Annotated in this window: 23 protein-coding genes and 1 pseudogene; 12 read left to right on the forward strand and 12 right to left on the reverse strand. The window is 66.7% G+C overall.

Going from position 1 to position 22563, the window contains the following annotated elements:
- Positions 1-171 precede the first annotated feature (171 nt).
- The gene (locus tag AWJ14_RS11315; RefSeq protein ID WP_139112611.1) at positions 172-378 is read left to right on the forward strand and encodes a hypothetical protein; all 207 of its coding nucleotides are present in this window, start codon (positions 172-174) and stop codon (positions 376-378) included.
- A gap of 20 nt (positions 379-398) precedes the next feature.
- Here the strand turns inward: AWJ14_RS11315 and AWJ14_RS11320 are convergent, their stop codons facing one another.
- Positions 399-881, reverse strand: coding sequence for an Lrp/AsnC family transcriptional regulator (locus tag AWJ14_RS11320; RefSeq protein WP_066178787.1), 483 nt, complete (start codon positions 879-881; stop codon positions 399-401).
- Between the two features lie 334 nt (positions 882-1215).
- Here AWJ14_RS11320 and AWJ14_RS11325 point away from each other — a divergent pair, with 334 nt between their 5' ends.
- Positions 1216-2022: a class II glutamine amidotransferase gene (locus tag AWJ14_RS11325; RefSeq protein ID WP_066178789.1), complete on the forward strand. Its 807-nt coding sequence runs from the start codon at positions 1216-1218 to the stop codon at positions 2020-2022.
- A gap of 322 nt (positions 2023-2344) precedes the next feature.
- On the opposite strand, the pseudogene AWJ14_RS22785 reads toward AWJ14_RS11325, so the two are convergent.
- The 4 genes and pseudogenes from AWJ14_RS22785 to AWJ14_RS11340 all read right to left on the reverse strand — a co-directional run.
- Positions 2345-2561, reverse strand: a pseudogene (locus AWJ14_RS22785) (hypothetical protein); the annotation flags it as partial.
- A gap of 450 nt (positions 2562-3011) precedes the next feature.
- Positions 3012-4220 carry a bifunctional phosphopantothenoylcysteine decarboxylase/phosphopantothenate--cysteine ligase CoaBC gene (coaBC, locus tag AWJ14_RS11330; protein ID WP_066178792.1) on the reverse strand — a complete coding sequence of 403 codons (1209 nt, stop codon included), beginning with the start codon at positions 4218-4220 and terminating at the stop codon, positions 3012-3014.
- Positions 4217-4639 (reverse strand): type II toxin-antitoxin system VapC family toxin, encoded by a 423-nt coding sequence (locus AWJ14_RS11335; RefSeq protein WP_066178795.1) that lies wholly within the window; start codon positions 4637-4639, stop codon positions 4217-4219. The genes coaBC and AWJ14_RS11335 overlap by 4 nt, the downstream gene beginning before the upstream one ends.
- A complete protein-coding gene (locus AWJ14_RS11340; RefSeq protein ID WP_066178798.1) occupies positions 4636-4911 on the reverse strand; it encodes a FitA-like ribbon-helix-helix domain-containing protein in 276 nt (91 codons plus the stop codon). The genes AWJ14_RS11335 and AWJ14_RS11340 overlap by 4 nt, the downstream gene beginning before the upstream one ends.
- A gap of 128 nt (positions 4912-5039) precedes the next feature.
- Here AWJ14_RS11340 and AWJ14_RS11345 point away from each other — a divergent pair, with 128 nt between their 5' ends.
- The gene (locus AWJ14_RS11345; protein WP_245304235.1) at positions 5040-5606 is read left to right on the forward strand and encodes a cysteine hydrolase family protein; all 567 of its coding nucleotides are present in this window, start codon (positions 5040-5042) and stop codon (positions 5604-5606) included.
- Between the two features lie 78 nt (positions 5607-5684).
- On the opposite strand, the gene AWJ14_RS11350 is transcribed toward AWJ14_RS11345, so the two are convergent.
- From AWJ14_RS11350 to ubiE, 4 genes are all read right to left on the reverse strand, one after another.
- Complete coding sequence (locus tag AWJ14_RS11350) at positions 5685-6122, reverse strand: FKBP-type peptidyl-prolyl cis-trans isomerase (protein ID WP_066178810.1); 438 nt, start codon at positions 6120-6122, stop codon at positions 5685-5687.
- Between the two features lie 238 nt (positions 6123-6360).
- Positions 6361-6801, reverse strand: coding sequence for a GNAT family N-acetyltransferase (locus AWJ14_RS11355; protein WP_083220200.1), 441 nt, complete (start codon positions 6799-6801; stop codon positions 6361-6363).
- A 6-nt stretch (positions 6802-6807) separates the two neighbouring features.
- The gene (gene ubiB, locus AWJ14_RS11360; RefSeq protein WP_066178814.1) at positions 6808-8391 is read right to left on the reverse strand and encodes a 2-polyprenylphenol 6-hydroxylase; all 1584 of its coding nucleotides are present in this window, start codon (positions 8389-8391) and stop codon (positions 6808-6810) included.
- Positions 8392-8396: 5 nt separating this feature from the next.
- Positions 8397-9173, reverse strand: coding sequence for a bifunctional demethylmenaquinone methyltransferase/2-methoxy-6-polyprenyl-1,4-benzoquinol methylase UbiE (ubiE, locus tag AWJ14_RS11365; protein WP_066178854.1), 777 nt, complete (start codon positions 9171-9173; stop codon positions 8397-8399).
- Between the two features lie 207 nt (positions 9174-9380).
- Between ubiE and mutM the strand changes: the two genes are divergently transcribed.
- The 8 genes from mutM to AWJ14_RS11405 all read left to right on the forward strand — a co-directional run bounded on the left by mutM (position 9381) and on the right by AWJ14_RS11405 (position 17952).
- Positions 9381-10283 carry a bifunctional DNA-formamidopyrimidine glycosylase/DNA-(apurinic or apyrimidinic site) lyase gene (gene mutM / locus AWJ14_RS11370; RefSeq protein WP_066178817.1) on the forward strand — a complete coding sequence of 301 codons (903 nt, stop codon included), beginning with the start codon at positions 9381-9383 and terminating at the stop codon, positions 10281-10283.
- 97 nt (positions 10284-10380) lie between these two features.
- Complete coding sequence (locus AWJ14_RS11375; protein WP_066178821.1) at positions 10381-11154, forward strand: enoyl-CoA hydratase; 774 nt, start codon at positions 10381-10383, stop codon at positions 11152-11154.
- Positions 11155-11350: 196 nt separating this feature from the next.
- Positions 11351-11617 (forward strand): 30S ribosomal protein S20, encoded by a 267-nt coding sequence (rpsT, locus tag AWJ14_RS11380; protein ID WP_066178823.1) that lies wholly within the window; start codon positions 11351-11353, stop codon positions 11615-11617.
- Between the two features lie 881 nt (positions 11618-12498).
- Positions 12499-13953, forward strand: coding sequence for a chromosomal replication initiator protein DnaA (gene dnaA, locus AWJ14_RS11385; RefSeq protein WP_066178826.1), 1455 nt, complete (start codon positions 12499-12501; stop codon positions 13951-13953).
- Positions 13954-14174: 221 nt separating this feature from the next.
- The gene (dnaN, locus tag AWJ14_RS11390) at positions 14175-15293 is read left to right on the forward strand and encodes a DNA polymerase III subunit beta (protein ID WP_066178856.1); all 1119 of its coding nucleotides are present in this window, start codon (positions 14175-14177) and stop codon (positions 15291-15293) included.
- Positions 15294-15527: 234 nt separating this feature from the next.
- Positions 15528-16670 (forward strand): DNA replication/repair protein RecF, encoded by a 1143-nt coding sequence (gene recF, locus AWJ14_RS11395; RefSeq protein WP_066178828.1) that lies wholly within the window; start codon positions 15528-15530, stop codon positions 16668-16670.
- Position 16671: 1 nt separating this feature from the next.
- The gene (gene moeB / locus AWJ14_RS11400) at positions 16672-17430 is read left to right on the forward strand and encodes a molybdopterin-synthase adenylyltransferase MoeB (RefSeq protein WP_066178830.1); all 759 of its coding nucleotides are present in this window, start codon (positions 16672-16674) and stop codon (positions 17428-17430) included.
- Between the two features lie 168 nt (positions 17431-17598).
- Positions 17599-17952 (forward strand): DMT family protein, encoded by a 354-nt coding sequence (locus AWJ14_RS11405; protein WP_066178833.1) that lies wholly within the window; start codon positions 17599-17601, stop codon positions 17950-17952.
- A gap of 86 nt (positions 17953-18038) precedes the next feature.
- On the opposite strand, the gene AWJ14_RS11410 is transcribed toward AWJ14_RS11405, so the two are convergent.
- On the reverse strand, positions 18039-19043 hold the full coding sequence (locus AWJ14_RS11410) for a 2-hydroxyacid dehydrogenase (RefSeq protein WP_066178837.1): 1005 nt from the start codon (positions 19041-19043) through the stop codon (positions 18039-18041).
- Positions 19044-19320: 277 nt separating this feature from the next.
- Between AWJ14_RS11410 and AWJ14_RS11415 the strand changes: the two genes are divergently transcribed.
- Positions 19321-19884, forward strand: a complete 564-nt coding sequence (locus AWJ14_RS11415; protein WP_066178839.1) for an SH3 domain-containing protein — start codon at positions 19321-19323, stop codon at positions 19882-19884.
- 117 nt (positions 19885-20001) lie between these two features.
- On the opposite strand, the gene ilvD is transcribed toward AWJ14_RS11415, so the two are convergent.
- Complete coding sequence (gene ilvD, locus AWJ14_RS11420; protein ID WP_066178843.1) at positions 20002-21840, reverse strand: dihydroxy-acid dehydratase; 1839 nt, start codon at positions 21838-21840, stop codon at positions 20002-20004.
- Positions 21841-22051: 211 nt separating this feature from the next.
- Positions 22052-22483, reverse strand: a complete 432-nt coding sequence (gene irrA, locus AWJ14_RS11425) for an iron response transcriptional regulator IrrA (protein WP_066178845.1) — start codon at positions 22481-22483, stop codon at positions 22052-22054.
- Positions 22484-22563 lie beyond the last annotated feature (80 nt).

Raw genomic sequence — 22563 nt, forward strand, 5'->3', positions numbered from 1 at the left:
TATAAGAGCCCGGGCGGAAACGCATTGTTCACCGGGCGCGGGCGCCGGTCGCCGATGACCCGGGACGAGGACCGGGGACGATGGGCGGGGATGGGAACCTCGGCGCGCGGTCGCACGTTGCCCCTTCATCACCAGGCCCCTTCATCACCAGGAAAGGAGACCAGAATGCCGATGAAGACGCACGCAGACGCCGACCTGACGCCGGACCAGGTGTCGGAGCACGAAACCATGGCCAGGGACGAAAAGCTCTCCCGGCTTGCGGAGATGAAGCACGATCTCGAACGCCAGAGCGCGCGCGGCACGGCCGATCTCGACCAGGTGGAGGCGCGCGCGGCCGCGCTCAAGCGGGCGATGGAACGGGCGAAGTCGGGCACCTGACTTGAAAACCCGTGGCCTTATCAGGCCGAACCCCGGCCGAGACCGCCGAGCGGGATCGCCGTGGTCTCCTTGATCTCCTCCATCACGAAGGAGGCGGAGACATCGGCGAGCCTGACCTTGGCGATGAGCCGCTGGTAGAGCCGGTCATAGGCCTTCACATCCGACACGCGGGCGCGCAGCACGTAATCGAGATCGCCCGAGGTGCGATACACGCCCACGATCTCGGGAAAGGCGCCGACCGCCTCGCGGAAGCTCTTGAGCCAGTCGGCATCATGGCTGGCCGCGCGCACGAAGATGAACACCGACAACCCGCAGCCCGCCGCCTCGGCATCGAGAATGGCGACGCGCTCCCGGATCAGCCCGCGCTCTTCCAGCGCTTTCACGCGCCGCCAGCAGGCATTGCGCGACAGGTGAACCCGCTCCGACAGCGCGTCCACCGACAGCGTGCCGTCGCGCTGGAGTTCGGAGAGGATGCGGACATCCATGTCGTCGGTTCGATGCATGACGGGACATATATCCCGCATTTCTCCATTTTTGAAGGATAATCGGGACGTGCGTTCGTGGGAATCGGTCTAAGCTTGCTTCCTGTCGCCAACCGTCCTGCCAGGGACCGCCCTGCCATGCCCAGCCAAACCGTCCGCCTGTGCCCCGCGCGCCCGGTCCCGGCCACGCGCCCCGCCGGGCGCACGCCGCTTGCCGGCAGGGTTCGCTGGCGCAAGCACCGACGGCCGGCGCCACGCGCGTTCATGGGGGGTGGCCGTTTACCTTTGGGAAAACAGCCGGGCTTATGATTAACGAATTGCATCGCTGCAGAGAGAACCGGAGCAAGTAGCCGCCATGTGCCGCTGGGCCGCCTATCGTGGAACGCCGATCCCGCTGGAACAGATCGTTTCCGCACCGGGGCATTCGCTGATCGAACAATCGCACTGCGCGACGCAGGCCAAGACCGCCACCAATGGCGACGGCTTCGGCATTGCCTGGTATGGCGAGCGGCCCGAGCCGGGGCTTTACCGCGACGTGCTGCCGGCCTGGTCGGACTGCAATCTGAAATCGCTGGCGCGACAGATCCGCTCGCCGCTGTTTCTCGCCCATGTGCGCGCCTCGACCGGCGGGGCCACCAGCCGCGACAACTGCCACCCCTTCGTCAACGGCACCTGGTCGTTCATGCACAACGGCCAGATCGCCGGCTTCGAGAAGATCCGCCGGCCGATGGAGGCGGCGCTGTCGGACCGGCTCTACCAGGCCCGCCACGGCACCACGGACTCGGAACTCCTGTTCCTGCTCGCGATCGAATTCGGGCTTGCAACCGACCCGGCCGGCGCCTTCGCCGCGGCGATAAGGTTTGCGCTCTCGGAGGCCGCACGCGCGGGCGTCACTGAACTCGTGCGCTTCACCGCGGCGTTTTCCGACGGACGCACGCTTCATGCGATCCGCTACGCCACCGACGCCTATGCGCCGACGCTCTACTCCGCCCCCACCTGCGGCGGCCAGGGCCACTGCCTGGTGTCCGAACCGTTCCACGACACCGACACCAAATGGCACGAAATCCCCGCCGGGAGTTTTGTGACGTTGACCGCCGACGGCATGCGCTCGGAACGGTTTGATCCTATGCGGGTGGTGGCGGAGGTTGCCGCCGTGGCTTGAAGGCGCCTCCCTCCTGGGCTCACATTGACATGTGCGACCCCGAATTCTGGCTGTGAATTCCTGAGGCAGGAGTGCAGGTGCTGGCGGCCTTTCATGGGCTCCCTACCCCCACCCGGATCAGCTGCGCTACGCTTGCTTCTCCGACCTCCCCTCAAGGGGGAGGTTGGGGGCGTCGCAAGCTTACGACCCTGTGCGCCCCCCTTCAACACAAAGGGAGAGGCGACGTGCTTCCGGCGCGCGTCCCGGCGGATGGGGCATGGTTTTCGACAAGCGGAGCGTTGAAAATTCCGAAAGAGCGAATGGGCATGGAGAGCGGGCCGGGTCAAGCCCCTCCCCCTTGAGGGGAGGGGTTGGGGTGGGGGTCTTTCGATCCTGTTTCAGGCCTGGAAGGCTTCCGCGATCCTCTCGGCAGCCGCTCCGCCACCTCGTCCTGGCTCAGATCCGGCCAGTCCTCGACGCCGTCCCTGCTCATGATGCGGACATGGGTTGCGGTTGCCGCCCATGATACCAGCCGGTGGCGAAACGTCGTTGCCGAGGATGAAAACGCCGACGGCCTGGCTTGAGGCTCGTCGCAGGCGCCCTACCCCCACCCGGATCAGCTGCGCTACGCTTGCTTCTCCGACCTCCCCTCAAGGGGGAGGTTGGGGGCTTACGGGAAGCTCCTGCCCCTGCGCCCCATCCGCGCCATTCCGCACGAATGAGAGCGCGGACCGGGTCAAGCCCCTCCCCCTTGAGGGGAGGCGGGCAGAGCCGGTGGGGGTGCGATGTTTGCGGCCTGGCTCGCAGCTCGTCGCGGGCTCCGTACCCCCACCCGGATCAGCTGCGCTACGCTTGCTTCTCCGACCTCCCCTCAAGGGGGAGGTTGGGGGCTTACGGCAAGCTCCTGACCCTGAACTCCGTCCCCGCCAGTCACCGCAAATAAGAGCGGGCCGGGTCAAGCCCCTCCCCCTTGAGGGGAGGGGTGGGGTGGGGGTTTTTCGATCCGGTTTTCAGGCCTGGAAGGCTTCCGCGATCCTTGCCGCCAACCTTTCCGCCACCTCGTCCTTGCTCAGATCCGGCCAGTCCTCGACGCCCTGTTTCGAGACGATGCGGACGCGGTTGCGGTCGCCGCCCATGATGCCGGTGGCGGGCGAGACGTCGTTGGCGACGATGAAATCGGCGCCCTTGCGGGCGAGCTTGGCTTCGGCATTGGCGATCACGTCCGCGGTTTCGGCGGCGAAGCCAACCACAAGCCTGGGGCGGTTTTCGTGGTGGCCGACGGTCTTGAGGATGTCGGGGTTTTCGGTGAGGGCGAGCGGCGCGGGGCCCTCGCCTTCCTTCTTCTTGATCTTGTTGTCGGCAGAGGTCGCCACGCGCCAGTCGGCGACGGCGGCGACGAAGACGCCGATATCGGCTGGGAGGGCCGCGGTGACGGCCGCGAGCATCTCGCGCGCGCTTTCGACGCGGATAACCTCGACGCCCGCGGGATCGGGGATCGTCACCGGGCCGGAGACGAGCGTGACGTCGGCGCCGAGCCGGGCGAGATGGGCGGCGATCGCGTGGCCTTGCTTGCCGGAGGAGCGGTTGGCGATGTAGCGCACCGGGTCGATCGGCTCGTGGGTGGGGCCGGAGGTGACGATGACGCGGCGGCCCTTGAGCGGCTTCGGGCCGTCATCGAGCAGCGCCTCGACGGCGGCGGCAATCGCCAGCGGTTCGGCCATGCGGCCGAGGCCCGCCTCGCCGGATTCGGCCATTTCGCCCGCCTCCGGGCCGATGAAACGGATACCATCCTCCCTGAGCGTCTCGACATTGCGGCGGGTGGCCGGGTGCGCCCACATCGCCGGGTTCATGGCAGGGGCGACGAGCACCGGGCGGTTGGTGGCGAGGAGCACGGTGGAGGCGAGGTCGTTGGCAAGCCCGTTCGCCATCTTGGCCATCAGGTCGGCGGTGGCGGGGGCGACGAGCACGAGATCGCAGTCGCGCGCAAGCCGGATGTGGCCGACATCCTGCTCGTCCTCGCGGGAGAACAGATCGGTGAAGACATGATCGGCGGCGAGTGCACCGACGGCCAAGGGCGTGACGAATTCCTGCGCCGCCGCCGTCATCAGCGGCCGGACCGCGGCGCCGCGTTCGCGCAGCCGGCGGATCAGGTCGAGCGCCTTGTAGGCGGCGATGCCACCGGAGATGATCAGGAGAATGCGCTTGCCGGCGAGGGTCATGGCTGGGACTTCCACGGATTGATGAGGGTGACGCCGCAACCTTCGAAGTCACGGGTGTTGCGGGTGACGACCGGCAGGCCGCGCCGAAGCGCGATGGCGGCGATCTGGGCATCGACGACCGAAACCGGACGCCCGGCCCGTTGCCGGGTTGACATCACCCCGGCGAAGAAAGGCGCATCGCCGCTTTCGAACGGAAGGGCCGGAGACCCCATCTCCACACCGAGAACGCGCGCTATGGCCGCCGCGCTGTCATCGCGCCGTTTGCCTGCCGGCATCAGGGCAATCCCGAAAAGCAGCTCAGCCTCGGTGATCGCGGTGACATAGCGCTGTTCGCCTGCGGTTTCGCCAAACCATGCGACGACTCTGGGGTCCGGCACGGGACGCATGATTTCGGAAATCACATTCGTATCCAGGATCATTCCTCGGGGCTTTCATTCCCCCATTCGGAGAATGGCACTGGGCGGTCAGCCAAAGGGCGCGGCGGCACATCGATTTCGATTCCTCCGATTGGCTCGACAATGGTGCGGACACGATCATAGAACGATGATCCGTCGTCGGCGGGCCTTGCCTCGATACCGCGCCTCAGCAACACGCGCGCCTCTTCCTCCATGGACACGCCATGCCGGGCGGCGCGCTCCCGCAGGGCCTGTTTGACGGTGTCGTCGAGATTGCGGATGGTCAGTGTTGCCACGGTTGCGCCCCAAAATTAGGCAAGATCGCGATAAGTCAGATGTATGCATTGCAATCATTGCAGTCAAATGCACCATCTTCAAGCTGTCATGTCCGGGCGTCATGGTGGCGCGCCAGTGGAGACCTGACGTGACCGCACCGGACCTGATACGCCCCGCCCTGATGGTCATCGACCTGGCCAATGATTTTCTCGCCGCCTGGGAGCCCGCGCGGCGCGCGCGGCTGATTGCGGCCACGAACGAACTGGTGGGGATATTTCGCGCGGCCGGCCGGCCGGTGATCTGGGTGCGGCAGGAGTTCCGGCACGATCTCGGCGACGCATTCCTGGAAATGCGCGACCGTGGCGTGCGCCTTACCATCGCCGGCACGGACGGCGCGAAGCTCGATGCGCAGCTTCAGGTGCTCGCCCACGACATCACGATCGTCAAGAAGCGCTACAGCCCGTTCTTCGGGACGGATCTCGACCAGGTGCTGGCGGCGAGGGAGATCGGGTCCCTGGTGATCGCCGGGATCAACACCCATGCCTGCGTGCGGATGGCGGCGATCGACGCCTATCAGCGCGACATGCGGGTGATCCTTTCGGCAGAGGCGACCGGCTCCTACGACGAGGACCATGCGCGGGTGTCGCTTCGCTACATGGACGGCAAGATCGCGCGCGTGCTCGACACCGACGCCATCAGGGCGGCGATCGCCTGAAACAGGGCGCGGCTCTTCCGTCCGGCACGGGCAGGCAGCCCCGGCAAGAGGCCGGGACCGCCCTGATGCTTCTGCCGCTCAGGCGGCCTTGACGATCTCGACCATTTCGATCTCGAACACCAGGTCCTGGCCGGCCAGCGGATGGTTGGCGTCGACAGTGATGTCCTGCTCGTCAAGCGCGGTGACGAGCAGCGCCACCTGGCCGCCTTGCGGCGTCTGGGCCTGCAGCTGCATGCCGGGCTGGGGCTCGAGTTCCGGCGGCAGCGCGGTGCGCGGGATCTTCTGCACCTTGGCGGGGTCGTGGGGGCCATAGGCCTCGGCCGCGGGGACGGTCACGGTCTGCCGGTCGCCGACCTTCATGCCCGCGACTTCACGGTCCAGACCGCTGATGATCTGGCCGGAGCCGACCTGGAACTCGAGCGGCTCGCGGCCCTCGGAACTGTCGAACCGGGTGCCGTCTGTCAGTTTGCCGGTATAGTTGATCCGCACGGTGTCGCCGGATTTGGCCTCGCTCATATGTCTATCCAATGCTTGTTGTGTGTCCCGGCCGGTCCGCGCTGCGGCGGTGGCCATGCACGCGGCATGCCCTGCCCGGGTGTCCTGCTCGGGCAGCGCCTCAGGCGCCGCCGGCGAAAGCCGGACCGGGGCTTCCCGCCCGGTCCGAAGCCTGCAGTCTGGGGGAAACGGCGCCGGATTGCAAATCGGGCGCTGCGCGGCGGCGCGAGGCCAAGCCGAAGGGCGCTGCTGCGCTCCCTCAGTCGAGCCAGCGGGCGTGGGTCGCCTCGACCTCGTCGACCTCGACGAAGCCCATGCGCCGGTAGAAGCCGCGCGAGGACGGCGTGGCGCGCAGGCGGATGCGCGGGAACCAGTAGGCGGCGCCGTCGAGCGCGCGCACCAGCAGGTCCCGGGCGATGCCTTTCTTCCGGTGGTCGCGGCCGACATAGAGATGGCGGATACGCCCGACCAGTTCGCTCACATAGGGATCGCGGTTGAGGCCGCAGAAGCCCACCAGCGCCTCCCCCTCGAAGGCGCCGAGCAGGCGCTCGCCGGGGCCGTCGAAGCGGTTTTCGCCGGTCGCCCAGTCATGTTTCATGCGCTCAATGAAGCGGTAGCCGTCGCGCCAGGCCTCTTCCGCCAGCGGTTCGATGTCGATCTCGTCCAGCGAAAAGGGGCTGAAGGCGGGCCGGCCTACCACATCGGCCTACCACATGGGATGAATGGCGAGCGCCATCCAGACCATGGCTGCGGCGATCACCCAGAGTGCGACGCGGCCCGAGCGGGTGTGGCGGGCTTCCGCCTTGCCGATCGCCTCCGACGTGGCCTCGTCGAAGCGCAACCCGTTTTCGGCCATGGCATTGACCTCGTCGGCGAACTGGCGCGTGCGCGAGGCAAGCTCGGGCAGCTGTTCGGCCAGCTTGAAGGCGGCGATCGCGCCCTCGCGGATGTCGCCGGTGATGCGGCGCGGGCCGAGATTGTCGCGGATCCAGCCGCCGACGACGGGCTCGGCCGCCTTCCACATGTTGAAGCGGGGATTGAGCGTGCGGGCCACGCCCTCGACCACCACCATGGTCTTCTGCAGCATCACCAGCTCGGGCCGGGTCTGCATGTCGAACAGTTCGGTCACCTCGAACAGCAGCGTGAGCAACCGGGCCATGGAGATGGTCTCGGCCGGCTGGCCGTGGATCGGCTCGCCGATGGCGCGGATTGCCTGGGCGAAGCTCGCCGGGTCATGCCGGGCGGGAACGTAGCCCGCCTCGAAATGGACGTCGGCCACGCGCCGGTAGTCACGGGTGATGAAGCCGTAGAGGATCTCGGCGAGGAAGCGGCGTTCCTTCTTGCTCATGCGCCCGACGATGCCCATGTCGACGGCGACGACGCAGCCCTTCGGATCGACGAACAGGTTGCCCTGGTGCATGTCGGCATGGAAGAAGCCGTCGCGCAGGGTGTGGCGCAGGAAGGACTGGGTCAGCGTGTCGGCGAGCGCGACCAGATCGTGGCCGGCAGCACGCAGGCCCTCGATGTCGCTCATCTTGATGCCTTCGATCCACTCCATGGTGATGACATCGCGGCCGGTACGTTCCCAGTCGACGCGCGGCACCCGGAAGCCCGGATCCTCGCGCGTGTTCTCGGCCATTTCCGAAAGTGCGGCCGCCTCGAGGCGAAGGTCCATCTCGATGCGGGTGGTCTGTTCGAGCGTGCGGGTGATCTCGACCGGCCTCAGGCGCCGCGAGGCGGGGATGAAGCGCTCCTGCAGCTCGGAAATCAGGTAGAACACCTCGAGATCGCGCTGGAAGCGCTGGCGCACGCCGGGACGGACGACCTTGACGGCGACCTTGCGCACGCCGTCGGCATAGGCCACCTCGGCGGGGTGGACCTGGGCGATGGAGGCGGCAGCGACCGGGGAGTCGAAGCGGGTGTAGAGATCCTCCATGGTCCGGCCGAGCGAGGCCTCGATCTCGGCGCGGGCGAGCGCCTCGGGGAAGGTGTCCATCCGGTCCTGCAGGCCCGACAGGTCGACCGCGATCTCGGCGCCGACCACGTCGGGCCGGGTGGCGAGGAACTGGCCGAGCTTGACCCAGGAGGGTCCGAGCCGGTTGACCGCGCGGGCGAGCCGGTGGGCGCGTTCGGCATGCTTGGCCCGGCGCTTGGCGAGCAGGCGCGCCAGACGGTGCCCCAGCAGCATCCCGCCGCTGAGCTCTTCCGCCGGCAGCGAGGCCACCACCCCCTCGCGAACAAGGATGACGCCCGCCCGGAGCAGGCGCAGATACGTGCCGAGACTTGCCATGCCGTTCAGATCTTCCAGGCCGAATGCAGCGCCGCGATGCCGCCGGTGTAATTGGTGTAGCTCACGCGGTCGAAGCCGGCGCGCTCGATCATCGCCGCGAAATCCTGCTGGCGCGGGAACTTGCGGATCGATTCGACGAGATACTGATAGGGCTCGGCCTCGCCGGCGATCAGCTTGCCCATGGCCGGGATGCCGTTGAACGACCAGGCATCATAGACGCGGTCGAGGATCGGCATCTCGACCTCGGAGAATTCGAGGCAGAGGAAGCGGCCGCCGCGGCGGAGCACGCGATAGGCTTCCCTGAGCGCCTTGTCGATGTCGGGCACGTTGCGGATACCGAAGGCGATGGTGTAGGCGTCGAAGGAATTGGCCTCGAAGGGCAGCTCCTCGGCATTGGCCTCGACGAATTCGAGATTGGCGTCATAGCCCTTCTTGCGGGCGCGCTCGGCGCCGACGCCGAGCATCGAGCCGTTGATGTCGAGCACCACGCCGGAGGCCTCGCGGTCGGAGGCCTTGACGATGCGGAAGGCGATGTCGCCGGTGCCGCCGGCCACGTCGAGAAAGCGGTAATCCGGCCGGCGCGGCGGATTGAGCGCCGTCACCATCGCGTCCTTCCAGATCCGGTGCATGCCCGCCGACATCACGTCGTTCATGATGTCGTAGCGCTTGGCGACCTTGTGGAACACGTCGTTGACGAGGACCTGTTTCTCGCCATCGGCCACGGTGCGAAAACCGTAGCTGGTCTGCATTCCGCCATCGGTGGATACGCGCTGTTGTGACATCTTGTTTTCCTGCATCTGTCCAGACCTGTTCGGGCCAATCGGGGATCCCGGGATATTCCGCCTTGACCATAGCGGATCGGGTCATGCCGCGCTATCTAGGCAAGGCCGGCCCGACTGCGGCAAAGCCGCACCGCCTTATAGGCCAGGCTTTGAGATATTGCCACCGGTGCCGGATGCAAGAGAGCCGGCAAAAATCAGGAGATGCGCGTGCCCGAACTGCCCGAAGTCGAAACCGTCCGCCGCGGGCTCGCCCCGGTGATGGAAGGCGCGCGCCTCGATGCCGTCGAACAGCGCCGCGCCGACCTGAGGTTTGCGCTTCCGCCGGCATTCGCGACGCGGCTTGAGGGCCGGCGCATCGTCTCGCTCGGGCGCCGGGCCAAATACCTGATCGCCGACCTCGACGACGGCATGGCGCTGGTCTCGCATCTGGGCATGTCGGGCTCGTTCCGGATCGAGCCCGAGGACGAGGGGGCGGGCGGCGCCACGCCCGGCAGCTTCCATTACGCCCGGTCGAAGGACGACCGGCATGACCATGTGGTGTTTCACCTCGAAGGCCCCGCGGGCCGCGCCCGGGTGATCTACAACGACCCCAGGCGGTTCGGCTACATGGACCTGATCGCGCGCGCCGCGCTGGCGGAGCATCCGTGGTTCATGAGCCTCGGCATCGAGCCCACGGGCAACAGCCTGGATGCCGCAGTGATCGCGCGGCGGTTTGCGGGCAAGATCGCGCCCCTGAAGGCGGCGCTGCTCGACCAGCGGATCATCGCCGGGCTCGGCAACATCTATGTGTGCGAGGCGATGTGGCGGGCGCGGCTCTCCCCGTTCAAGCCGGCGGGACGGCTGGTGACGCCCTCAGGCAAGCCGCGCGCGGCGCTCACGGAGCTGACCGCGGCGATCCGCGCGGTGATCGACGAGGCAATCGCGGCGGGCGGCTCCTCGCTCCGCGACCATATCCGCACCGACGGGACGCTCGGCTATTTCCAGCACGGGTTTTCGGTCTATGACCGGGAGGGAAAGGCTTGCCCCCGCCCGGGCTGTGGCGATACGGTCCGCCGGATCGCGCAGGGGGGGCGCTCGACCTTTTATTGCCCGAGCTGCCAGAAGGCCTGACCGCACCGACGCGCAGCGCAAGCGCGCGCACGGACAGGCCCACGCAGGAACCAAAAGCCGGCCCCGGGAGTTCACGGCTGCAACAAGGAGACAGGCAATGGCGCCGAAGACGCTGAAAACGGAAACCAACGGCAGGGTGGCCATCATCACGCTCAACCGCCCCGAAGCGCTCAACGCGCTCAATTCGGAGCTGCTGGCGGAGCTGAGCGAGGCGCTCAAGCGCTATGACGCCGACGAGAAGATCGGCGCGATCGTGCTGACCGGATCGGAGAAGGCCTTCGCCGCGGGCGCCGACATCAAGGAAATGCAGAACAAGGACTATGTCGGCGCCTATCTCGAGGATTTCTTCGCGGGCTGGGGCGATGTGGCGGCGACCCGCAAGCCGGTGATCGCGGCGGTGGCGGGCTATGCGCTCGGCGGCGGCTGCGAGCTTGCGATGATGTGCGACTTCATCATCGCCGCCGACAGCGCCAAGTTCGGCCAGCCCGAGATCACGCTCGGCGTCATTCCCGGCATGGGCGGCACCCAGCGGCTGACCCGCGCGGTGGGCAAGTCCAAGGCGATGGACCTGTGCCTTACCGGGCGGATGATGGAGGCCGAGGAAGCCGAACGCTGCGGCCTGGTCGCCCGCGTGGTGCCGGCCGCCGAGCTCAAGGCGACGGCGGTGAAGGCCGCCGAGAAGATCGCCTCGTTCTCGCTGCCAGCGACGATGATGGCCAAGGAGGCGGTTAACCGCGCCGACGAGGTGACGCTCAACGAGGGCCTGCGCTTCGAGCGGCGGCTGTTTCACTCGCTGTTTGCCACCGAGGACCAGAAAGAAGGCATGGGCGCCTTCGTCGAAAAGCGCAAGGCGCAGTTCAGGCATCGCTGAGCAAATGCGCCGCCAGACCGGCGGCGCACCCCATTTTCGCGTTGACGCACGCGCCGATACCCGGTATAGGCCCGCCATCGAATGGCAGCTTTCGGGCTCGCCGTGGTTTTTCTCGCATTCCGGCTGTCGAAGCGACAATCCTCGTCAGGAGGCGCTTTCCGGTCGGTTTTGAGCATGTGACACTTGAGAGGCATTCATGGCCAATACAACTTCGGCGAAAAAAGCGACCCGCAAGATTGCCCGCCGCACCGACATCAACAAGGCACGCCGCTCGCGTGTCCGCAGCTTCATCCGCCAGGTCGAGGAAGCCATCAGCTCCGGTGACCAGAGCGCCGCAGCCGCCGCACTCAAGGCCGCCCAGCCGGAACTGATGCGCGCCGCCTCGAAGGGCGTGGTTCACGCCAACACCGCCTCGCGGAAGATTTCCCGGCTGTCGAACAGGGTCAAGGCGCTGAGCGCCTGATCAAGCCCGAAATTATCCTTTGACGGCTAAGGGCCCGGCTTGACCGGGCCTTTTGCTTTTTGCGCCAAGGGGTTGCATGCGAGGTGTCGCAGGCGGTCGCACCGATCGTCACGGGTCCGTCACATTCGCATAAATTATTAATTTTTTTCAATTAGTTACGAGAGGTACTCGATTTCGGATCGTGGGCGCCGAGGCAAATTCGCGGCTCGGCGAGCAAGGCCCGAAATTTAGTATTACCGAATTCTAATCTTCTAAAAATGACCCTAAGCCGCGAAAAGGCAATGAATCCAATTGCCTGTTTCAAGACCGTGCGGACGGGGCGTTTTATGGCCCCGGAGTCAAGCCCTGAAAGCTTACTTTTTCGTAAATTACTTGCTTGATCTGCCCCCCTCATCCTGCCTAAATACCCCTCGACAAGGGGCACGGAACCGACTGGTTCCAGGGGCGTTTTCCGGACGAAAAGGGAAGCGTTTTTCCGTCCGCACCTTGGAGGCGTGACGCTTCTGTCAGGCTAAATCTGAAATAAACCTTAGGTTGCGAGGACGTTTCGGCGTCCTGGTGTAAGGCATGATCCCCGTCCGGACTCCCGTCCTGACGGCACGGCAAAGTCATGGTCTCAACGGCGATACGAGGTCGCCGGCGAAACCGGAACGGAGGTTCAAGGGCAGCGGGGGCTGCCGCGACTGATATTGGCATTGCGGACAGCGTCCGCGCGAAAGGGCGGCCATCATGAAGATGGCCTTGAAATGCGGCAAAAGGGATGACCAGCGGCGATGCAAACACAAATCGCGACAACGCATAAAGCGGCAAACTGGGGTGCAAAAGGCACCGTCCACCCGCTCAGAGGCGATGCGTATCCGCCGGCGGACAAAGGGGCGGACATGAACAAGAGCACTGAGATCTTCGATCGGGTGACAGCGCGGCTGAAAGCCCAGGTGGGGGCGGAGGTTTTCACAAGCTGGTTCGGCAGGCTCAAGCTGCAATCGGCGTCGAAGAGCGTGGTGCGCCTGTCGGTGCCGACCGCCTTCCTGAAATCCTGGATCAACAACAAATATCTCGACCAGATCACCGCGCTGTTCCGCGAAGAAGATCCGGGCATTCTCAAGGTGGAGATCGTGGTGCGCTCGGCCACCCGCGCCGGCCATCCGGCCGCAGCCGCGGACGAGCCCGCCGAGGGCACGATCGCCGCCCAGGCGCCGGCCACGGCCCGCAAGGAGCCCCAGCCAGCCGCCAAGGGTGCGGCGGGCGCCCAGGCCGCGGCCTTCGCCAGGGCGCCGCAGACCGCCAATGCGGTGATCGGGTCCCCGCTCGACAGCCGCTACACCTTCGAAAGCTATGTCGAGGGCTCGTCCAACCGGGTGGCGCTGGCGGCGGCCAAGACCATTGCCGAAGCGGGCACCGGCGCGGTGCGCTTCAACCCGCTGTTCATCCATTCCAATGTCGGGCTCGGCAAGACCCACCTGCTGCAGGCGATCGCCGCGGCGGCGAGCCGGCATGCGCGCAACCCGCGCGTGGTCTACCTGACGGCCGAATATTTCATGTGGCGTTTCGCCACGGCGATCCGCGACAACGACGCGCTGTCGTTCAAGGAATCGCTGCGCAACATCGACCTTCTGGTGATCGACGACATGCAGTTCTTGCAGGGCAAGTCGATCCAGCACGAATTCTGCCACCTGCTCAACATGCTGCTCGACTCGGCGCGCCAGGTGGTGGTCGCCGCCGACCGCGCGCCCTGGGAGCTTGAATCGCTCGACCCGCGGGTGCGCTCGCGGCTGCAGGGCGGCGTCGCCATCGAAATCGAGGCGCCGGACTACGAGATGCGGCTCGAGATGCTCAGGCAGCGCCTCGCCATCGCCCAGATCGAGGATCCGACGCTCGACATCGGCGAGGACATCCTCGCCCATGTGGCGCAGAACATCACCGCCAGCGGCCGCGAACTGGAAGGCGCCTTCAACCAGCTCCTGTTCCGCCGCAGCTTCGAGCCGAACCTGACGCTCGACCGCGTCGACCAGTTGCTCGGCCACCTCGTCAATGCGGGCGAGCCCAAGCGGGTGCGCATCGAAGACATCCAGCGCGTGGTTTCGCGGCACTACAACGTGTCGCGCCAGGAGCTGGTCTCGGACCGACGCACGCGGGTCATCGTCAAGCCGCGGCAGATCGCGATGTATCTGGCCAAGACGATGACGCCGCGCTCGTTCCCGGAAATCGGCCGCCGTTTCGGCGGTCGTGACCACACCACGGTGCTGCACGCGGTGCGCAAGATCGAGGGGCTGATCGGCTCCGACGCCAAACTCGGCCACGAGATCGAACTGCTCAAGCGGCTGATCATCGAATAGCAACGGGGGCTGCGGCCCTTATCCCCAGAATCCCGGTCCGGGCCCGATGGCCCGGGCCGGTTTTTGTTGCATATCTGACCCATAATCTGCCATTTTGCATGCCCGGGCGCGTTGCACGCGGCAGCGCTGTGTGGCTCGGGCAGGATAAAAAGCCTGACAAGAGAGAATTTGAAAGGCCCTCGCCGGTGCGCGCGGGCCCCAGCCCAAACGGTAACCAGATCATGCGTGTCACCCTCGAGCGTTCCAATCTCCTCAAGTCGCTGAACCACGTGCATCGCGTCGTCGAGCGACGCAACACGATCCCGATCCTGTCGAACGTGCTGCTGAAGGCCGAGGGCGCGACGCTCGACATGAAGGCGACCGATCTCGACCTCGAGATCACCGAGGCGACGCCGGCGATGATCGAACAGGCCGGCGCCACCACGGTGCCCGCGCACCTGCTCTACGACATCGTGCGCAAGCTCTCCGACGGCTCGGAAGTGCTGTTGTCGACCAATCCCGACGGCGCCTCGATGACGGTCGCCTCGGGCCGGTCGAAATTCTCGCTGCAGTGCCTGCCCGAATCGGACTTTCCGGACCTGACCGCGGGCGCCTTCAGCCACACCTTCCGCCTGCCCTCGACCGAACTCAAGATGCTGATCGACCGGACCCAGTTCGCGATCTCGACCGAGGAGACGCGCTACTATCTCAACGGCATCTTCGTGCATTCGATCGAAAGCGACGGCGCGCTCAAGCTGCGCGCGGTCGCCACCGACGGCCACCGCCTGGCCCGCGCCGACGTCAACGCGCCGTCGGGCTCGGAAGGGATGCCGGGCATCATCATCCCGCGCAAGACCGTGGGCGAATTGCAGAAGCTGGTCGACAATCCCGACGTGTCGGTGACGGTCGAGGTCTCCGACGCCAAGATCCGCTTCACCATCGGCTCGGTGGTGCTGACCTCGAAGCTGATCGACGGCACCTTCCCCGACTACCAGCGGGTGATCCCGACCGGCAACGACAAGGAACTGACGGTCGATTGCCAGACCTTCGCGCAGGCCGTGGACCGGGTCTCGACGATCTCCTCGGAGCGCGGCCGGGCGGTCAAGCTCGCCATCGCCGACGGGCAGCTGACGCTCACCGTCAACAACCCCGATTCCGGCAGCGCCACGGAAGAACTGGCCGTGGGCTACGACCGCGACCCGCTGGAAATCGGCTTCAACGCCAAATATCTGCTCGACATCACCAACCAGCTTTCGGGCTCGGACGCGGTCTTCATGCTGGCCGATCCCGGCTCGCCCACCCTGGTGCGCGACACCGCCGGCGACGATGCGCTCTATGTGCTGATGCCGATGCGGGTGTAGGGCTGTCCGCCCTGACGGCCCCGGCCACCCGGGGGACACTCCCGGCGGGCCGCGGCAAGCCAGTCCGCGGACGGGAGATCCTGCGGCACATCCCGTCCCGCTGCCGCGCCACGGCAGTGAACAGCCGGTGGACAGGTTGTGGGCGAGTGGTGGAGAACCTGTGGATGAGCTGTGGATTACGGGTGGGAGCGCCGGCAAGGTCCGCCCGCCGCGCGATGCTGGAACTGCTCTGACATGTCCTCCAAGGTGCATATCCGGAAACTCAAGCTCACGGGGTTCCGCAACTATGCGGGCCTCTCGCTCGCGCTCGACGCGCGCCATGTGGTGCTGTCGGGCGAGAACGGCGCGGGCAAGACCAACCTGATGGAGGCGCTGTCGCTGCTGACCCCCGGCCGCGGGCTGAGGCGGGCGGCGCAGGGCGAATTGATCAAGGCCGGGCTTGCGCCGGGCGAAGGGTTCAGCGTGTTCGCGAGCCTTGAGGGCATGGCGGGCCCGGTCGACATCGGCACCGGCGTCGACGGCGGCGAGGAAGCAGGCGCACGCCGGGTCCGGATCAACGGGGCGCCGGCGCGTTCGACCGAAGCGCTGCTCGAACATCTCAGGATCCTGTGGCTGACACCGGCGATGGACGGCTTGTTCACCGGCCCCGCGGGCGACCGGCGGCGGTTTCTCGACCGGCTGGTGCTGTCGGTCGATCCGGCCCATGGCGGCCGGGCCCTCAATTACGAACGCGCCATGCGCAGCCGCAACCGGCTTCTCTCGGAGGGACGCCCCGACCCGGCCTGGCTCGACGGGCTCGAGGCGCAGATGGCCGAACTCGGCGTGGCGATGGCGCTCGCGCGCTCGGAAGTGGTGAGCCTGCTGTCGGAGCTGATCGCGCGCAACAGCGCGGAGAGCGCCTTCCCCGCGGCGACGGTGCGGCTCGAGGGCTTCCTCGACGGCGAAGCCCCGTCATCGGCCAGCGACATGGAAACGGCATTTGCGGAGCAACTGAGGACCGGGCGCGGGCGCGATGCGGCTGCCGGGCGGACGCTGACGGGACCGCACCGATCGGACCTGATCGTGCATCACCGCGCCAAGGCGATGCCCGCCGCGCTGTCGTCGACCGGCGAGCAGAAAGCGCTGCTGATCGGCATCGTGCTCGGCCATGCGCAGCTGGTGCGCGGCATGACAGCGCATGCCCCCATCCTGCTGCTCGACGAGATCGCCGCCCATCTTGACGAAGGCCGCCGGGCGGCGTTGTTTGACCTGATCGAGGCGCTCGGCTGCCAGGCCTTCATGACCGGCACCGATGCACACATGTTCGCGAGCCTGGGGTCGCGCGGCCGGATCTTCACGGTGGCCGATGGCCAGATCAGCGAACGCAAGGAGAGTTGAGATGCGTGACGCGGCGTTGAGCCCCGATGAGGTGGCGCGCTATGCCCGCCATATCGTGCTTGCCGAAATCGGCGGCCCCGGCCAGCAGAAGCTGAAGGCCGCCCGGGTGCTGGTGGTGGGCGCGGGCGGGCTCGGCTCGCCGGTGCTGAGCTATCTCGCCGCCGCGGGCGTGGGGCTTTTGGGCGTGGTCGACGACGACCAGGTGTCGCTGTCGAACCTGCAGCGCCAGATCCTGCACGACACCGACGCGATCGGCCTTGCGAAGGCCGAAAGTGCGGCGCGCGCGCTTGGCCGTCTCAACCCGCATGTCCGGGTGGTGCCGCACCAGACGCGGGTTGACGCCGACACGGCGGTGGACCTTCTCACCGCCTATGACATGGTGGTCGACGGCACCGACAATATCGAGACCCGCTACCTGCTGGCCGATATCTGCGAGCGGCTGGAGATCCCGCTCGTCACCGCCGCGGTCGGCCGTTTCGACGGCTCGGTGACGGTGCTCAAGCCCTATGAGAGCGACGACAAGGGGCAGCCCTTCCCGCGTTACCGCGACCTGTTTCCCGAACCGCCGCCGCCGGGCCTGGTGCCGAGCTGCGCCGAAGCCGGCGTCATCGGCGCGCTCACGGGCGTGATCGGCACCCTGCAGGCGATGGAGGTGGTCAAGCTGATCACCGGCGCGGGCGAACCGCTGATCGGCCGCCTGCTGCTCTATGACGGGCTTGCCGCGAGCTTCCAGACGGTGCGGTACCGGCGCAAGGGATAGGCCGGCAAAGCGCCGTCCTGGCGGGACCGCAGGGCTTTCCCGGTCGCCTTGCGGCCGGACGCGGCCCGCGGGACGGAAAAACCGATGGCGCCTGCATGTCGCTCTTGACGAAAGCCCGCGAATATCCGCAGGGATGAGCGCTACGCCCCTGTTGTTCCGGAAAGCCCCATGAGTGTTTCGCTCTTCGCCGCCAAATGGCTGCCCGTGCTGCTGCTTGCGATTTCCAACGTGTTCATGACGGTGGCCTGGTACGGGCACCTCAAATACAAGTCGGCGCCGCTGCTGCTGGTGATCGTGATCTCCTGGGGCATCGCCTTTTTCGAATATTGCCTGGCCGTGCCCGCCAACCGCATCGGCCACCAGGTCTGGTCTGCCGCCGAGCTCAAGACCATGCAGGAAGTGATCACGCTGATCGTTTTCGCGGGCTTTTCGGTGGTGGTGCTGAAGGAACCGCTCGGCTGGAACCACCTGGGCGGCTTCGCCCTGATCGCCGCCGGGGCGGCCCTGATCTTCAGGGGATGAAACTTCGGGGCCGGCGCCCTGCTGCGGCGAAAGGCGCGCCCCTTGGCAGGAGAGGGCAAGGCCAAGCCTCGCCGGCGCTCCGGAATTCAGCTTCTGTGGGGCAGCACGCGGTCGGGCGGGCGATGGCCGTCGAAGAAGGTGCGGATGTTGATGATCACCTTGTCGCCCATGTCGATGCGGCCCTCGATGGTGGCCGAGCCCATGTGCGGAAGCAGCACCACCTTGCCCTCGGTGGCGAGCTTCAGGAGCCGCTTGTCGACCGCCGGATCATGCTCGAACACGTCGAGCCCCGCCCCTGAGAGGCGGCCTTCGCGCAGGGCCTTGATCAGGGCGTCCTCGTCGATGATGCCGCCGCGGGCGGTGTTGACGATATAGGCGCCGGGCTTCATCAGCTCCAGACGCCGGGCCGAGAGCAGGTGGAAGGTCGCGGGCGTCGAAGGGCAGTTCACGGAGACGATGTCGACGCGGGCCAGCATCTGGTCGAGGCTGTCCCAGTAGGTGGCCTCCAGCCGGTCCTCGGTGGCCGGATCGACGCGGCGGCGGTTGTGATAGTGGATCGACAGGCCGAAGGCCTTGGCGCGGCGGGCGACGGCGGTGCCGATGCGCCCCATGCCGATGATGCCCAGGCGCTTGCCGCCAATGCGGTGGCCGAGCATCCAGGTCGGCGACCAGCCCTTCCAGACGCCGCCGGCGCCGACGATGATGTTGGCGCCCTCGGTGAGCCGCCGCGGCACGGCCAGGATCAGCGCCATGGTCATGTCGGCGGTGTCGTCGGAGAGGACGTTCGGCGTGTTGGTAACGGTGATGCCTTTTTTCTGCGCCGCCTCGACATCGATATTGTCGACGCCATTGCCGAAATTGGCGATCAGTTTCAGCTGCGGACCGGCCTGTTCGATCAGCGCCGCGTCGATCCTGTCGGTCACCGTCGGCACCAGCACGTCGGCGGTGCGCATGGCAGCGACCAGCTCCGGCTGGGTGCGGGCCTCGTCGGTGATGTTGAGCTCGGCATCGAACAGCTCGCGCATGCGGGTCTCGACCGCGTCGGGCAGACGGCGGGTGATGTAGACCTTGGGTTTTTTCCTGCTTTGCATCTTTTGAGGTCCGGCGTTGAGAGCTCTTTAACCAAGTTTGGCGACTATGTAGGTGCGTTCCGCTTTTTCTAACAGACCCTCCGGCGATGACAATCCAAAGCGCCCGGATTGATGTTTAAAAAGCGCCGCGGCGGCCCGCGCGCCCGTCAATGGCAGCGCCCGCCCACCCGCGCAACGCACAAGGCCGGCAAGCCTCGCCCGTGGCGAAGGTCAGCAATCCGGCACGTGAATCCGTGGCGCCGAAGTTTCTGGCGCCCCAACGCAAAAGGTGTGAGTCATGCGTCGCCTTTCCCTTTTTCCGGCCCTGCTTCTTGCCTGCACAGGCCTGGCGCTGAGCCCGGCCGCCGATGCCGGCGGAAGCGCGGGAACCAGGGCCCACGCGCAGGCCGCGACCATTGGCCCCAGCGGGCTGCCGCTGCCGCGCTTCGTCAGCCTCAAGGCCCAGCGGGTCAACCTGCGGATCGGGCCGGGCCGCGACTATGCCGTGGCCTGGCTCTACACCCGCTCCGGCGTGCCGATGGAGGTGATCCAGGAATACGACAACTGGCGCCGGGTGCGCGATGCCGAGGGCACGGAGGGCTGGGTCTACCAGTCGCTGCTCTCGGGCGAGCGCACCGCCGTGACCGCGCCGTGGATGCGCGGCGTCGACAAGCAGGAATTCATCGACATGCATCGCGAGGCGCGGACCAATGCGGCCGTCGTCGCCCGGCTCGAGCCCGGCGTGGTGATTAGGGTCAAGGCCTGCGACGGCGAGTGGTGCGATGCCCAGGCCGATGGCGTCAACGGCTGGGTGGCCCAGGACGAGATCTGGGGCGCCTATCCGGGGGAAGCCTTCAAGTAAGGCGCCGGACAGACGGCGGGGCCGGCGCAACACGCGCGAGCGGCCCTGGACAGTCGCGCACATGCAAACGAACCAAACGCAGACGGGCCGGCCCTGGCGGTCGGTCCTCGAGGCGCGTCAGTCCTCGAGAATGCGCACGGCACCCTTCGAGGCGCTGCTGGTCATCGCCGCATAGGCCTTGAGCGCGGTCGAGATCGCCCGCTTGCGCGGCTTGGCGGGCTTCCAGCCGGCCACGTCGCGCTTGGCCCGGCGCTCGGCGAGCACCGCCTCGTCGACGGCCAGATGGATGCTGCGGCCGGGGATGTCGATCTCGATCAGGTCGCCGTCCTCGACCAGGCCGATGGTGCCGCCTTCGGCGGCTTCCGGCGAGACGTGGCCGATCGAGAGCCCCGAGGAGCCGCCCGAGAAGCGGCCGTCGGTGACGAGCGCGCAGGCCTTGCCGAGCCCCTTGGATTTCAGATAGCTGGTCGGATAGAGCATTTCCTGCATGCCGGGGCCGCCGCGCGGGCCTTCGTAGCGGATCAGCACCACCTGGCCGGGCTTGACCTTGCCGGTGAGGATGTCGGAGACGGCATCGTCCTGGCTCTCGAAGATCCTGGCGGGGCCGGAGAATTTCAGAATCGACTCGTCGACGCCCGCAGTTTTGACGATGCAGCCGTCTTCGGCCAGGTTTCCGAACAGCACCGCGAGGCCGCCATCCTGCGAGAACGCATGTTCGGCATCGCGGATCACGCCGGCCTTGCGGTCGAGATCGACGCTGTCATAGCGGCGCGCCTGCGAGAACGCGGTCTGGGTGGGCACGCCGCCGGGTGCCGCGCGATAGAAATCGTGCACGTCCGGGTCATTCGACTGGGCGACGTCCCATTTCCTCAGCGCGTCGGCCATGGTCTTCTCGTGGATGGTGCCGACGCCGGTGTCGAGCAGTCCTGCCCGGTCCAGCTCGCCCAGGATCGCCATGATGCCGCCGGCGCGGTGCACGTCTTCCATGTGCACGTCGTTCTTGGCCGGCGCCACCTTGCACAGGACCGGAACCTTGCGCGACAGCCGGTCGATGTCGGACATGGTGAAGTCGACGCCGCCTTCGTGGGCGATGGCGAGCAGGTGCAGCACGGTGTTGGTGGATCCGCCCATGGCGATGTCGAGCGTCATGGCGTTCTCGAAGGCGGCGAAGGACGCGATCGCGCGCGGCAGCACGGCTTCCTCGTTGCCCTCGTAATGGCGGCGGGCGAGGTCGACGATGGTGCGGCCGGCCTGGCGGAACAGGCGCTCGCGGTCGGCATGGGTGGCGAGCGTCGAGCCGTTGCCCGGCAGCGCCAGGCCCATGGCTTCGGCCAGGCAGTTCATGGAATTGGCGGTGAACATGCCCGAGCAGGACCCGCAGGTGGGGCAGGCGGAGCGCTCGATGGAGGCGACATCGGCGTCGCTGACATTGTCGTCGGCGGCCGCGACCATGGCGTCGACGAGGTCGAGCGCCTTTTCGGTGCCGTTCTCCAGAACCACCTTGCCGGCTTCCATCGGGCCACCGGAGACGAACACCACGGGAATGTTGAGGCGCATCGCCGCCATCAGCATGCCCGGCGTGATCTTGTCGCAGTTGGAGATGCAGACCATGGCGTCGGCGCAGTGGGCGTTGACCATGTATTCCACCGAATCGGCGATCAGCTCGCGCGAGGGCAGCGAATAGAGCATGCCGTCATGGCCCATGGCGATGCCGTCATCGACGGCGATGGTGTTGAACTCCTTGGCCACGCCGCCGGCCTTGGCGATCTCGCCGGCGACGAGCTGGCCGAGATCCTTGAGATGCACATGGCCGGGCACGAACTGGGTGAAGGAGTTGACGACCGCGATGATCGGCTTGCCGAAATCGCCGTCCGCCATGCCGGTGGCGCGCCAGAGGCCGCGGGCACCAGCCATGTTGCGGCCATGCGTGGATGTTCGGGAACGATAAGGCGGCATGTGGTTTCCTCTCGACTGCGGAAGCAAGGGCCCGCGCGGTCCGTGACGCGGCACCGACGGCTCAGCACGCTAGTAATCGCAAACCATCGTCATTTCCAGAGCGATCGGCGCAAAGCACGGGATCAGGGAGCCGAATTCGGGCAAAAAAAGCTGCGCCCGGGCGGCGGCCCATAGCGATCCTGAAAGGGTGCGGGCTGGGGGCGCGGGCGACTCAGCGCTTGCGGCGGACCCGGATCACCACGTCGACATGGGTGATTTCCATGCCTTCGGGTGTTTCGGGCAGGTTGGTGACCGCAATGTTGCTGACCGGGATGTCGAGCACCTCGTTGGAGCCCTCGACCACGAAATGGTGGTGGTCGGAGACATTGGTGTCGAAATAGGTCTTGGCGGTTTCGAGCGAGAGCACGCGCAGGAGGCCGGCTTCGGTGAACTGGTGCAGCGTGTTGTAGACGGTCGCAAGCGAGCACGACACGCCGACCTCGACCGCTTCCTCATGCAGCTCTTCCGCCGTCAGATGGCGGTCGCCCTTGGCAAACAGGAGATCCGCCAGTGCGACACGCTGGCGCGTCGGGCGCAATCCGGCGCCGCGCAGACGCAAGGCCGAATCGCGATTGGCAGATCTTGATGTATGCGCATGGTGCATGTTGAAGGCGTCCAGATGCGAATGACTTTCAATTCATATAACTTTTGTGGGGATTGCTTTCAATAGACTTGCTGAAGGTA

The sequence above is a fragment of the Parahoeflea olei genome, from assembly GCF_001703635.1.
GTDB lineage: Bacteria > Pseudomonadota > Alphaproteobacteria > Rhizobiales > Rhizobiaceae > Hoeflea > Hoeflea olei.